This is a genomic window from Nocardia mangyaensis (genome assembly GCF_001886715.1).
Taxonomy (GTDB): Bacteria; Actinomycetota; Actinomycetes; order Mycobacteriales; family Mycobacteriaceae; genus Nocardia; species Nocardia mangyaensis.
On sequence record NZ_CP018082.1, the window covers coordinates 6,999,137 to 7,012,191 of the forward strand.

Annotated in this window: 15 protein-coding genes; all 15 read right to left on the reverse strand. The window is 64.2% G+C overall.

What is annotated here, in order from left to right:
- Positions 1 to 35 precede the first annotated feature (35 nt).
- Positions 36 to 470, reverse strand: coding sequence for a hypothetical protein (locus BOX37_RS31760; RefSeq protein WP_156910657.1), 435 nt, complete (start codon positions 468 to 470; stop codon positions 36 to 38).
- The gene (locus tag BOX37_RS31765) at positions 470 to 1,075 is read right to left on the reverse strand and encodes a hypothetical protein (protein WP_071930834.1); all 606 of its coding nucleotides are present in this window, start codon (positions 1,073 to 1,075) and stop codon (positions 470 to 472) included. Before BOX37_RS31765 ends, BOX37_RS31760 begins: the two co-directional genes overlap by 1 nt.
- Before the next feature lie 96 nt (positions 1,076 to 1,171).
- Positions 1,172 to 1,369 carry a hypothetical protein gene (locus tag BOX37_RS31770; protein ID WP_156910658.1) on the reverse strand — a complete coding sequence of 66 codons (198 nt, stop codon included), beginning with the start codon at positions 1,367 to 1,369 and terminating at the stop codon, positions 1,172 to 1,174.
- A gap of 12 nt (positions 1,370 to 1,381) precedes the next feature.
- Positions 1,382 to 1,624, reverse strand: a complete 243-nt coding sequence (locus tag BOX37_RS34520) for a hypothetical protein (RefSeq protein ID WP_156910659.1) — start codon at positions 1,622 to 1,624, stop codon at positions 1,382 to 1,384.
- A 22-nt stretch (positions 1,625 to 1,646) separates the two neighbouring features.
- Entirely contained in the window at positions 1,647 to 2,300 is a 654-nt protein-coding gene (locus BOX37_RS31775; RefSeq protein WP_084760460.1) for a pentapeptide repeat-containing protein, read from the reverse strand.
- Positions 2,301 to 2,437: 137 nt separating this feature from the next.
- On the reverse strand, positions 2,438 to 3,091 hold the full coding sequence (locus BOX37_RS31780) for a pentapeptide repeat-containing protein (protein WP_084760462.1): 654 nt from the start codon (positions 3,089 to 3,091) through the stop codon (positions 2,438 to 2,440).
- Positions 3,092 to 3,103: 12 nt separating this feature from the next.
- Positions 3,104 to 4,273: a hypothetical protein gene (locus BOX37_RS31785; protein WP_071930838.1), complete on the reverse strand. Its 1,170-nt coding sequence runs from the start codon at positions 4,271 to 4,273 to the stop codon at positions 3,104 to 3,106.
- A gap of 158 nt (positions 4,274 to 4,431) precedes the next feature.
- Entirely contained in the window at positions 4,432 to 5,199 is a 768-nt protein-coding gene (locus BOX37_RS31790) for a peptidoglycan recognition protein family protein (RefSeq protein WP_071930839.1), read from the reverse strand.
- A gap of 13 nt (positions 5,200 to 5,212) precedes the next feature.
- Complete coding sequence (locus BOX37_RS31795; protein ID WP_071930840.1) at positions 5,213 to 5,407, reverse strand: hypothetical protein; 195 nt, start codon at positions 5,405 to 5,407, stop codon at positions 5,213 to 5,215.
- On the reverse strand, positions 5,404 to 7,068 hold the full coding sequence (locus tag BOX37_RS31800) for a hypothetical protein (protein WP_156910660.1): 1,665 nt from the start codon (positions 7,066 to 7,068) through the stop codon (positions 5,404 to 5,406). The genes BOX37_RS31795 and BOX37_RS31800 overlap by 4 nt, the downstream gene beginning before the upstream one ends.
- Positions 7,065 to 8,660: a hypothetical protein gene (locus BOX37_RS31805; RefSeq protein ID WP_071930842.1), complete on the reverse strand. Its 1,596-nt coding sequence runs from the start codon at positions 8,658 to 8,660 to the stop codon at positions 7,065 to 7,067. The genes BOX37_RS31800 and BOX37_RS31805 overlap by 4 nt, the downstream gene beginning before the upstream one ends.
- The gene (locus tag BOX37_RS31810) at positions 8,657 to 9,082 is read right to left on the reverse strand and encodes a phage gene 29 protein family protein (RefSeq protein WP_071930843.1); all 426 of its coding nucleotides are present in this window, start codon (positions 9,080 to 9,082) and stop codon (positions 8,657 to 8,659) included. Before BOX37_RS31810 ends, BOX37_RS31805 begins: the two co-directional genes overlap by 4 nt.
- Before the next feature lie 17 nt (positions 9,083 to 9,099).
- Positions 9,100 to 10,770 carry a Gp37-like protein gene (locus tag BOX37_RS31815; RefSeq protein ID WP_071932050.1) on the reverse strand — a complete coding sequence of 557 codons (1,671 nt, stop codon included), beginning with the start codon at positions 10,768 to 10,770 and terminating at the stop codon, positions 9,100 to 9,102.
- Positions 10,767 to 11,639, reverse strand: a complete 873-nt coding sequence (locus tag BOX37_RS31820; protein ID WP_084760464.1) for a hypothetical protein — start codon at positions 11,637 to 11,639, stop codon at positions 10,767 to 10,769. Before BOX37_RS31820 ends, BOX37_RS31815 begins: the two co-directional genes overlap by 4 nt.
- A gap of 45 nt (positions 11,640 to 11,684) precedes the next feature.
- Positions 11,685 to 13,025: a hypothetical protein gene (locus BOX37_RS34525; protein WP_156910661.1), complete on the reverse strand. Its 1,341-nt coding sequence runs from the start codon at positions 13,023 to 13,025 to the stop codon at positions 11,685 to 11,687.
- Between the last annotated feature and the right edge of the window lie 30 nt (positions 13,026 to 13,055).

A 13,055-nucleotide genomic window follows, 5' to 3' on the forward strand; every position in this document is an offset into this window, starting at 1 on the left:
CGGAATCGCATGAGATCCGATTCGGCAGGGAAGTATCAGGCGAGGATTTTTCCTCGCACGATCAGGTCGACGACGATGGTGTAGCGCGGTGCGTCCGTTTCCGGATCCATGTCGTTCTCGCCACCCGCGTCGTCGACGTCGTCGCACCAGACCTCGCCGATGTAGCCGGGTGCGGCGGCTGTCACCAGCGCGCGCACATTCGCGGCCAATTCGTGAGCGAATCCGGCGTCGTCGGTGCATTCGAGCACCAAGCGCGGTCGGTCCAGGGCAAGATGCGCTCCGCGCCGTCCCTCCCGGTCCTCGACATCGAGCCTGGCTTTGCGGTCGTTTCGAATTACTCGGACCATTCGCGCCGGGCGCGGATCAGGGACCCTGGTCACCACCTGGGCTGTATCGGAGATACCGGACAGCTCGGCCGTCAGGTACTCGACGAGTGCCATTTCGATATCGGAGAAGACGATTCTTTCCATCAGTTCACCGCTTTCTGCATCGCCGACTGTGGGCGTTCGGATGTTCGTGCCTCGTTGATGCGGTCGCGCAAGAGCTCGACCAGTCCGGCGTAGGCGTCGGTCTTGGTAGGTCCTTCGAACGACAGGCCGCGTGGATGGGTCGCAGACCAGAGACCCTCGTCGCCCTGGCGCACATCGATGTCGTCGAGGTCGTAGAAGGTCTCAGGGTCCGGTGACGGCCAGTTCCCGTCCTCGTCGGGTGTGATGTGCGCGCCGGTGTCGAAGGCTCCGGGCGGTCCGGCCGGGGTGGGCACCCAGCGGATCCGCTCGAGTTCGGGATGCACGCGAACCCCGCGCTTCACCAGGTACTCGGCGACCCGGGTGGCTTGTTTGATCGAGGTCACCGTGGGTTCGGCGAGCTTGCGGCCGACCCGGCTCTGCCACTCGGGCAGGTGGATCACCGACAGCTCCTCGGCCAAGGCCCGCACATCGGGGTCCAGGTCGTCGTCTTCCTCCGCGGCCGCGAGTTTCCCCGACAGGGTCTGCTGGAGGAAGGCGATGAATTCGGGAGTGACCAGCTGACCGGTCTCGTTTCGGGTGTACTCGATGGTTTCATCGCCGGGCATGGTGCTTGTGGTCCCCTTCTGAGTGCCCGTATCCGGGCATGAAAAAAGCCCGGACCTTGTCGGCCGGGCTGGGTGGATGTGGTGTGGAGTTGTCCGCTATTCCGGGTTGAGCGTGCTGCGATCCTGAGTCACCAGCAACCCGTCAGGGCCGCAATCCACCGTGAACAAATTGTCATCGGAACTACCGTCGGCCAAGGGGGTCGGATTCATCGAAACGTCGGTGGACTCAGGTATCGGGCACTCCAACACCGCCGGATCGAAGGTGATCGGACGCCCCGAAATGGTGCTCAGCAAACGGAATCTCATCTACACACCCACGTCCATGCCAGTGGAGTCCTCAGCATACAAGAGACACCAATCCTGACTGATGACCATTTCGTCCTCCCAATAGTTCAGAGTCAGCTCGGCATCATCGGCCTGATCAGCTCGCAACGGCCACACCGAAATATCGAGATAGTCTCCCGCCATAACGGTAGTTTCTTGCCCGGATGGTTCGAAACGAACTTTCAGTTCCTGCTCTCGCGCATACAATCGAAACCTCGATTTCACGCGACCTCCCCTTCTTGCCTTGCTACCCAGGCGCCTTCAATTCAAGAATAACAACCTCGGGGGCGCCGTGATCATGGAACCATCGACGTAATTCATCGCCTCCGATAACCCTCGATTCGGTCACACCCACGTCAGCCGGTCCATACACGGACCCTTGGCCTCCGGCCACACTCGCGCCGCCCAAGCGGCTTCGGATCAGCCTGGTATCTAAATACTTACACCCATCCAGACGCGCGTTCCGTAGATCAGAACCTGAGAGACTCGCTTGCCGTAGATCGGATCCCGAGAAGTCGACCTCCCGAAAATCAGCGTCATCCAGCGCCGCACTTCGCGCGTCGGCGCCCCGAATCTTCGCTCCAACGGCGGTGCAACCCCTCGCATCAACCTTTCGAATGTCGGCGCCATCCAGAATTGCCCCGTCGAGGCTTGCCCCATTCACACAGGACCGGTACAGATCAGCACCAACCAAACGAACGCCCGACAGATTCGCTGCTATGAACCATGCCTCGATCAGCGATAGGCCCGACAGATCGGCACCAGAGAAGTCCAGATCATCCCCACCCAGCGTATCCTCAGGTCCTATCGAGTCAGGAGATCTGCTCATCGCATTGTCCAGATACTCTTTCAAGGCCGTGCGCGCTTCCGGCGAATCCGGCCACTTCTCCACACTGCCCATCGGAAGACTTCCCTAGTTGCCCATACAACCTTATCGCACCATTCCAGATGTGCCGATATAATGGCTCGGATATGAGCCTGTCGCGCCAATCTCATACCGACCGGTCAATCAATATCGCCTCTTACTGCAATACGGCGCTACCCAGGCGCCTTCAATTCCAGGACAACAACCTCGGGGGCGCCGTGATCATGGAACCACTGACGCAATTCATCGCCTCCGATAACCCTCGGTTCGGTCACACCCACGTCGGCCGGTCCATACACGGACCCTTGACCACCGGCCACAGATGCACCGCCCAGGCGACTGCGGATCAGGCCGGTGCGCAGATACTTGCACCCGTCCAATCGCGCGTTCCGTAGGTCGGAATCGTCGAGACTCGCTTGCCGTAGATCGGATCCGGAGAAGTCGGCGTCCCGTAGATCGGAATCTTCCAGAACCGCACTTCGAACATCGGAGCCCCGAATCTTTGCGCCGACAGCGGAGCAGCCTCTTGCTTCGACCTTCCGTATATCGGCGCCATCGAGAACTGCTCGGTCGAGACGCGCACTGTTCAACCAAGCCCGATACAGATCAGCATCAGCTAGACGCACATCGGAAAGATCCGCTCCCATAAACCAAGCTTCAATCAGTGACAGGCCCGATAGATCAGCTCCGGAAAAGTCCAGATTGTCCCCACCGAGCGCCTTCTCACCCCCTACCGGACCAGGCGTTTCGCTTGTTACACGATCGAGGTATTCCTTCAATACAGCGCGCGCCTCTGGCGAAGTTGGCCATTTCTTTACACTGTTCATCGGCGATTTTCCCTAGCTGTTCATATTAACCCATACAACGTGATCATACCATTCTGGATGCGCCAAAATGAGATCCCTGATGTGCTCTTTTCGCGCCTCCGACATGCCAACAGGATCGATCAGCACCTTCTCTCCAGATGCGATATCTTTATTAATCATATTTATGATTTTTTCATCCGACTGCGGAGTCTGGATCGGCCGACCTGGGTCCTTGGTATAGGGCGGCGTGATATCGGGAGAGCTCTTGACATCCCAGCGGGTGCCAGCAGCATCAATGAAGTCTCCCATGTCTTCACCGTCAGGGCCCAATTCGGCTCTTGTGATCGGTCCAGGGATGGACCCATTACGTTCAGCCTCGAGGCCGACCGCAGCCTCATGCATCGTTGATGCCTTGATTCCACCCTTGGCAGGATCCAGCGCCAGTTCTTCCTGCCGCTTCGAATACTCTGGTGTTCCAGGTGTGTTCGACGGATTCTGCGGACCTTCGACAGCCGGCGACGATGGAAGGTCTGGTGGGGTTTCCCGTGGGCTGGTCGCCGCTGAGCTGAGTTTGGACAGGAACTGCGAGGCGGCGCTACGGTTGTCGGTCGTGCCAGGGTCGGGGCCGGTGATGAAGTCGCCCCACTTGTCCCAGAGGGCGGGAAGCGACTGCCGAACAGTGACCGATGTCCCATCTGGAGAGACCTCGTAGACGCCGGCGAGGTTGTCCTCGTCCATCAAGGTGTACAGGTAGTTCCCGTTGGGAAGGATCTCGATGTCCGCGATGATCCGCTCGTTCTCCCGAACCTGGACCAGGTTCGGTTTGCCGTCTTCATCGGTATATACGCGGTATCCGGTGCCCATCTGTCCTGCGAACGGCGCATCCAGTGTCACAGACGGGATGTGCGTGTCGTCGCCGTCCCAGAATGCGGCGACCTTCTTGCTCGATTCCTTCTCCTTGGGGGCATCGAGTGGTGGCGGGGTAGGAACGGGATTCGGCGGAGCGGCCTGAGTCGGAGGTGGCACGGAATTCCGAGGCGGCGGCGGAGTCGCTGTCGTGGGCGGCCGGTCACGCTCGTTGATGAATTCCACATCAGACGAGGTCGGGGGACTCAGCAGTGCTTCGGCGAGCTGCGACAGCCCCTGCCCGGCGGATTCGACCATCGACCGTATCGCGTCGATGCGCTCGAGCTGCCGTGCCATCGACGCTGGGGACGTGGCGCGCATTGTGTGGACTCGGCGTTGCTTGCCAGCTCGGCCATCCGTCGTCGAGTGGGTCGCCGCGGGATTCATCGTGTCCAACCATGCCCGTCCCCGGAGGACGTCGTCGGTACGTGACACAGATTTCATCGGTCGACCTGTCAGACGCCGCGTGATTCGAGGGCTTTCAACCGCCCCATCACGTCGGCGAGGGCGTCGACCACGGTCATGCCGTCCAGCTGTTCCCAACCGCCGAACATGCCCGCGTCACGCTGCCGACCACCACACAGCTGTTCGCGAATGTCCTTGACATCACTGCTGATCGGGCCGCAGAAGCCGACGATGAAATCCTGGATCTGTTTGACTTCGGCTGCGCTCATCGGCGCGTCCTTTCGGTCGATGAATGCCTGGACGTCACGGCGGAATTCGGCCATGTCGATACCGGCGGGGTCGATTTTTCCCTCGTGGGAGTACTCGCGATGGGCCACACAGTCCTCGGCGTCGCGGCCGATACGGGCCAGGATCGCCGCGCACCCACGCTTGTAGGCGTCGAGTTGGGCTGGGGTCCAGTCGGTTCCGTCGCCGCGCGAGACGGCTTCGATGCCGATCACGTGGTAGTTGGCGTTGTTGGTCGGCCAGCCGGGCCAGGAGCCACGGCCGGCGTGCCAGCAGACACCGGCGGCGATCACCCGGTAGGTGCCGTCGCGTTCGAGGACCAGCTGGGACAGCGGGCCTGGTAGGTCGATGCGGCCGTTCTGGACGACGCGCCAGTCGTTGGCGCTGCCGCCCGCGGTGTGGTGGCACAGCACACCGCGTAGGTCACGGAAGTCGCCGTGGCCGCGGGTGCGCCAGCCCTCGTGTTCGATCACGGTCAGCCCGGCCGCGCGCAAGACGTCGGCGAGCCATATCGGGTCTCCGGTCCAACTCATTTGTCTGCTCCGCTCATTCGGCCGCGAGCGGCGTCTCGGGTGCCGGGTCGGGTTCGAGGAAGACGGGGACGGGGCCCAGCGGCAGTTCGCCGATGAAGATGCTGCCCCGACGAACCTCGGCGCCGTCGACGACGAGATGGACGATGAGCGAGTCGTTCTCGACCGCGAGTGCGAGCTCGTGGGAGTCGACGGTGACATGTGTGGTCACAGATCTTGTGCCTTCCAGTCGTCCCAGCCGCCGCCGTTGATCCATGCGGATCGTTCAGTGCCGAGGCCGGTGTAGCGGTAGTCGGAACCCTTCGGGAGGGTGCTGTCGGTATCGGTGTAGGTGAGGACGTCGATCCAGCTGCCCTCGGTCCTGCACTGCACGGTGAAGACGTCACCGACTGCGGAGAGCCGCACGGCGGTGCCGCTCGCGACGGTGATGTCGGTGCTGGACAGGGCAGTCCAGGTGCCGTCGCTGTAGCGATACAGGCCGATTGCGGACTGGGTGACATTCGCCGAGACGAAATAGCGGTTGTCGGGTGCGGATCGCAGCATCAACCAGGCGTGGCGTGCGCTCGGCCCGATCACCGTGCCGGTGACCCTCTGGTCGTCGTAGTTCAGCGGTTGTGCGTTCAGGTACCGGCGGGCGCCGTCGGCGCCACCGGACACGACGAAGACCCCGTTCACGACCGTCGCCTCGACGCTCGACATCCGCGCGAACGCCTGCGGGATGCTTCCGTGCTGAAAGTCCTCGTACAGAACGCGTTTCGGTGCGTCGCCGACGATCAACGACTTGCTCAACGCCACATAGGGCACGTCGAGGGAGGTGAAGTCCAGGGTGCCCGCCGCGATGGTCGTTCCCGCCGTGATCGTCGACGCGATGGTGAAGCGAGCGTTGCCGCGCGGCGGCCACGCGGTCGCCTGCCGGGTGACGCCGGCGTCGGCGACACCAAGTAGCGGTCGCGGATTGCCGGTACCACGCTGGTGGATGCCGACGAACGCGGTCTCCCCGACTTCGAAGACGACTTCCTCGGCCAACTCGACCGAACGTTCCGACCGCGAGCCGGTGATCAGCGGTGTCTGGTCGTCGGAAACCCATTCGATGCGCAGGTTGCCGTCGGCCAGGACCCGACCGACGAGGACGTACAGCTCGCACGGGTTCGCGACCGCCTCGGGGAGGTAGGTGACGATCTTGCGTCCACCGTTGTATCGACAGCGAATGAAGGCCAGCTCGACTGTGCCGGACACCGTGGCGTACGCAGGTGTCGAAGTTGTCCAGATCGCGTGGTGCTGGGTCTGCGGCTGGTACTCGTACTGCCCGGTGCCAGGGTTCCACACGTAGACGTATTCGATTGTGCTCCAGTTGTGCTGGGTGTACCCGGGCCGCGCGGTGTTCGAAATATCCCGGATGCGCTGATGCAGCATCGTGCGCGGGAAAGATGGTTCCTCGGTGAGGTTCATCGTTTCCCAGTAGGGCCGGATCGGCAGCCCGTCCAGTACGACCTGTACCCGAGCACCTGTTGCTCGGATCGCCTCGGTGTTGTCCTCCACGGTCGTGACAGCCGAGTCCGCGATGGCCTTCGCGGTGGTCGATTCTTGCAGGGCCTGCTCTGCCTTGGCGCGCAGGGCAGTGGCCCAGCCACGCAGATCGATGAGACCGCCGGTGATTCCGGTGACGGCTTCGCACAGCTGGGCGGCGAACTCGTGCATGCCTGCTCGGACCACATTCGCCAGCTTCTCTGGGATACCCGCGAAACCACCGGCGATGTCGGCATCGACGGCTGCTCTGGCGGACTCGGCGTTCATCGCGGCCAAGCCGGCTATGCCCCGCGCACCGGGGCCGCTGTACGCCGAGTCAGGCGTTTCCCCGCCGGGGCTGGTCACAGGTCCTCCGCCTTCCAGTAGTCCCAACCGCCGCCATTGCTGAAGAAGCCCCGTTCGTTGCCCAAGCCGACGTAGCGATGGCCGGGGCCGGCGGGAATGGCGCCGGCGGCGTCGGTGTGCGACAGGATCTGGATCCAGTCGACCCCGGAGCGGCGGTCGACCGAATAGACGTTGCCGATCGCACTGAACCGCAGCTCATCGCCGTCGGCCACAGCAATGTCGAGAGATGCCAGCGCCGTGAATGTTTCGCCACCACCCGAGGCCCGATCAATGACGATCCGATTGCTGAACACGGTCAGCGCGGCGTATCCGACGTTGTTCGCCGACGACCGCACCATGAGGCGGGCCACCCGTCCGGTTGGATTGCGGATCTGGCCCGTGACTCGCTGATCGTCATAGTTCAACGGCTGCGCGTACAGGTACCTGCGAATGCCGTCGTTGCCACCCGACACCACGAACACACCATTGGATACGGTGGCCGCCTGAGTGGACATGCGAACCAGCGCGGTCGGCAACACACCACTGTCGAAGTCCTCGTAGAACATCAACTTGATCGGGTCGCCGGTGAGATCCGCCCGGCCCAGCGAGATATAGGGGATCGTCCGCGACGCGAACGACAGCGCACCGGCGGCCAGCGTGAGTCCGGGGCTCAGCAGCGCCGAAGTCGAGAATTGCGCGTTGAGCTGCGGCGGCCAGACGGTCGCGGGTCGCGGGATGTCGACGGCTTCGAGCCCGAGCAGCGGACGGGCATTGCCCGACCCCCGCTGGTGGATACCGACGAAGGCGGTCTCGCCCTGTTCGAACACCACCTCGTTGGGGAGCTCGACCGTGCGCTCGAACCGCGACGCGGTGATCAGCGGCGTCTGATTCGGCGACACCCACACGATCGTGATGTCGCCGTTCTCGGTCATCCGGCCCAGCACCACGTACAGCTCGCAGGGGGTGGTCACCGTGTCCGGGACGTAGGTGACCGTCTTGCGGGAGCCGCTGTAGAGGCATCGGATGAACGCGCCCTCCAGGATGTTCACCGGCGGTACGTAGGTCGGCGCGAGCTTGGCGAAGAGCTGGTCGACCTGGGTGTATCCGGCGGCCTGGGTGGTTCGCAGGTCCCAGCAGGCCCGGTGCAGCGCGTTGCGGGGGAACGAGGCCTCCTCGGTGAGGTTCATCGATTCCCAGTACGGCTTCACCGGCAGGCCGTCCAGCACCACCTGGACGTTCGAGTTCGTCGACTGGATGATCGCGGTCTGGTTCTCGGCGATCGCCTGCGCGCCCTGCGCGGTCTGGCGGGCGCTCACCGCGTCGGTGAGGGCCCGCTCGGCGTCGGCGCGCAAAGAATCAGCCCAGGCGCTGAGGTCGATCAGTCCGCCGGTCGCGCCGGTCACGGCGTCGGCCAGGTCGGCGGTGAACTCGTTGACGCCCGCGTTCACGACGTCGCCGAGGTTGAGGTTCACCTGCGCGTAGGGCTGGTAGACCGCGCTGCGGGACGCCAGCTTCGCCGACTCCTCGGTGATCGCGGCCAGGCTGACGATGCCGCGTTGGCCGCCGCCTCCGGAGTACGCGCCCTCGGGCAGCGAACCGTCGGGGGCGGTCATTCCTCGCTCCTCGTGGCATGGCCCTCCCGCGCGACATCCGGCGCCAGCTCACGCACGTCGACCAGGTGGGCCAGCTCGCCGGACTCCTGCAGCTGACGCACCAGGTCACGCCGTTCGGCCGGGGTGAAATCGGCGACAGCGGGCACGGTGATCTCCGGCGGCATCGGCGTGCCGAGTGGAACCCAGTGCCCGGCCTGTCCGAGCCAATGCTCGCCGCCGCGCGCGGCCGGATGGTATTCGAGTGTCTGGAGCTGCGACTGATGCCGAAAACCCAGATCCCACAGATGCTTCGACCACTTGCCGAGCACCTGCGGCGGCACCAGCAGCGGACCATTCTGCGGGCCGGGCAACCCGACCAGAGCCCAGACGAACGCCTCTTCCGGGTCGTCGGAGTCGCATTCGTGCTGCAACGGCAACGGCATGATCGTTCCTTTCCTGGTCAGGCGCTGACGCCGAGGTCGTGCAGGTCGGACATGATGCGCTGCACGTATTTCATGGCCTTGACCACCGGGTCCGCCGTCGCGTCGTCGTTGCCGATGGTCACCTTCCACGCCGGGGTCACCCCGCGCTTCCACGACAGCTCGAGCGCGCTCACCTGCTCGACGTAGATGTGGCCGCGCGGCAATCCGGCAACGGTCGAGCCGATCCGGTCGCCGAGGAAGTAGTGGCCCTGCCCGTTCTCGCCGATCAGGTAGGGGGCGCCGTCGGCGACGGTGAGCTTGTGCCCGTGCTGGGCGCGCGTCGCCCACAACCCCATTCGCAACGCGACCAGCGAGGACAGCGAGTAGGCGCGGTCCGCACCGGGCTGGAAGTACTCGAAGTAGTGCGACCAGCCCATCCGCGGCGCGCGCAGCGGGGACTTGAACGACATCCAGGCCAGCAGAGTGTCGGTGTAGAGCGGCTTCAACAAGGTGTCGAGCACGCCGCCCATCGGTGGCAGGCTGACCCCGATCGAGATCGTCGAGGTGAGGTTGCCGACCATCTGCACCGCACTCGAGATCGCCTCGTTCACGCCGACGGGACTGCGCCCGCCGCAGTTGATCTGCACCGCGGTGGCCGGGCGCACGGTGAACTCGGCCGTCTCGATTCCGGTGTAGTCGCCGTCGCGGTAGACGACCCACGGGCTCGCGGGCCGGGTGCCGAGCCAACCAGGCTGGTCGTATTCCGGCGGGAAGTCGGGGTCGGGCAGGATCTCGGCGGTCTGTTCGCGCATGTCGTCGGTGAAGCGGGCCACCGTGTGCACCAGGCCGTCGAACAGCGTGCCGCCCTCGGAAGTCCCCGAGTAGTAGCCGGACTTGTCGACGACGTCGAACACCAGGCACCCGTGCCGCAGATTCGCGCCCTCCCACGGCGGTTGATCGCCGTCGAGGAAGCGGCGGCAGGTCACCATGAGCTGGGCGTCCGCTAGGGTGTGCTCGGCCATGTCGTGCCAGGTCTTCCACCGCGACGACAGCACCGTCCACACCGAAGTGTCGGTCAGGAAGTCACTCGGCGCGACCACCATCGACCAGGTCGACTGGTCCAGGTTCAACCACTGGCCCGGATCGAGCGGATCGTCGGGCAGGGCCCACAGGCTGGCTTCCTTGCGCAGGACATTGAGGAACAGCGCCAGTTTCAGACACCACTTCGACGGTCCGGCCAGCATGAACACCCGGGGAAACTGGACCGCCGCGGGCAGGAACGGATTGCTCCACACCTGAATCCACTTGAGTTCCTCGTAGTCGTGCATGAATTGCACAACCACGTGCCGCTGCCCGGTCTCGGTCTTCTGCAGGGTCGCGTACTTCATCCGCCCCGACCAGCGCGCGCCGTCCTTGTCGACGGTGATGTGCACGTTCTGCGTCGACCGCGCCGAGGTGTCCATGATCCAGCGCGCCAGGTAGTGCTCGGCGGGCAGGACCAGTCGCCCGGTGCCGGATTCGTTGAGCAGCCACTTGAAGTCGGCTTCCACTTCCGCTCGGGAGATTCCGCGCAGATTCCAGTCACCGTCCCAGAGCCGGATCAGTGGTTGCGCGATCCGCAGGTCCTTGCGCAGTCCACGGGCCGCGACGGCATCGCGGTAGATCTCCTCGACGCGGTCGAGTGTCTGCTGATCCGCGGGCGCGCTCACTGCAGCCCCCACGGACGCGACCAGTTGCGGGCACACCGCACCTGCACCGATGCACCGGCCGGAGCGCCGCTCACGGTGACCGGCACCAGCGTCTCCGGCGTCCACGGCGGAACGGCGTAGAGGAACATCTTGCCGTTCATCCGGGCCCACACCGAGCTGCCGTCGGCCGCCACGACCATCTCCTCCATCGGATCGGTGTCAATCGTGAGATCCTGTCCCGCGACGAGAGTCGGCAGGGTGAGGACCCGGTCGGCGTGCTCGTCGGCGGTGAACGAGAAGTCCGGCAGCGTCCACGAGCCGGGCGCGGAGACGACCCACTTCAGCCACATCGGCTGATCGGTCGGGTTGGACACCCGGACGTAGGCGGTCTCCGAAGCGGCCGTGGTGTCCGTGGCGGACACCACGATGTCGGTCACATCGTCCTCGACCCACCACGGCGTACCCGCCGTACAGGTCATCGTCACCTTCCCCCACCGCTTCCGGTGCGGATCACGGTCGGGCTTGAAATCCGGTTGCTCGGACAGGCGCAGGTGCAGGCTCCGGGTGCCGAAGGTCGTCGTCACCGACAGTTTCGCGTCGCGGTCGTAGGCCCAGGCCTTGCGCCAGGCGGAATCCACCGATTCCCAGCTGGATTCGCCGGATTCGAAGACGTTCACCCCGAAGACGACATCGCGCTGCAACCAGTTCGCGCCGCCGTAGCTCGCGCCGATCTGATACGCGGACGAGTTCCAGATCGTCTTCACCGGAGCGTCGTAGAGGCCGGTCGGCGCGGTCGCCAATTCGACACCCTCGCCGCCCTGCCCCGGACCCGCCAGCACCCACCGCGAGCCGTCGACACCTTCGAGTTCAATTGTTGCGGCCTCAGCCACAGTTCACCTCAATTCGGAACGGGACGATCTCACGCGGAGACCGTGCTATGACCAACGGCCGGAATAGGTCAGCGAGCGCTGCGCCTCGAAGGTCTTGGCCTTGTGGAAAGCGGTATCGATATCCGGGGTGGACAGGTTGATCGTGGTCGACCTGTCGACCCGCCGACCCGTCGCGCGCGCTGTGCCCGCAAGCGGTCGCACGGTCTGCGAATGGCCGGGCAGCAGACTCGCCAGCGCCCGCGCATCACGATTCATCGCTTGCAGCAGTGGGAGATTGGACTGCGCGGACCGCGCGTTCACGACGAACTCGCCACTGGACAGGAATGCCGGAATGACGTCGCCGATCGAGGAACCAGGCCCGAGGACTTCACCGCCGTCCTTGAACCCGAGCCACTTGCCGACCTTCTTGGCGCCGCCGCCGACCGCGTTCTTCGCTCCCCGGCCCAGGTTCTTGGCCCCGGTACCCACAGATTTCGCACCGCTAACGGCCAAGTCCTTGCCCTTCTTGCCGTACTCCAAGCCCTTTTCCGCCGCATACTCACCGGCCTTAGAGCCGACAAACGCACCGACACCGGCGCCGACCGCGGTACCGACCGGACCGGCGAACGACCCGACGGCCGCGCCCGCAGCCATTCCGCCCAACGCGCCGCCACCGATCGCACCGACACCTTTCGCGACAGCTTCGGTCTTGGTCTTCTCACCGCTCTTGTAATCGCCATAGGCATCGAAAGCGCTGGCACCAGCGCCGACCACGAAGTTCGCCCGGCTCGCGACTTTCGCGACCGTCGCTACTTTCGACGCGTTTCCCGCGTTGACGGGGCTGAACTTGTTCTTGACGGGCGCAAGTTTGGTCTTCTCACCTGAGCTCGCGGGGACAGCCGGTCTCCGGGGGCCGAGCGGAGAGTTCTTCGGCGCCGCTGGACGAACCCGATGCGCCGGGGTGGCTGTAGCCGCCCGGTGCTTGGGTACCGACGGCGGTCGGTACAGGCCGAAATTCGGTCTCGGATTGGCTGGTCCACCGAAATTCGATCCGGCGCCAATTCTGTTCGTGACATCGACGGTGGGCACACCGGGAACGACTTTCCGCTTGGGAATCGTCTCGATCCGCACATTCGACGGCGGTTTCCAGGTCAGCGGGGTCTTGTATCTCCATAGATTCGCCCGGTCGACTTTCGCGCCCTCGAGCGGGCGGTGCCGGAAAGTGGAGTCGCGGGCACGGCGGGACAGATTTGTCGCCCCTTCGGGAATAAAGACCTTCGACCGCCCTGAAACCCGAGAATGACTTTTCGAAAGTTTATCCGAATAATCACTCAGGGCCTGCTGGCCGATTGCCGTGCCGACGGTAATCCAATCGAACGGATTGGCGGGGTCTGGAATCAGGTTCATCAACATCTCCTCTGGGCCCGTGCTAATATT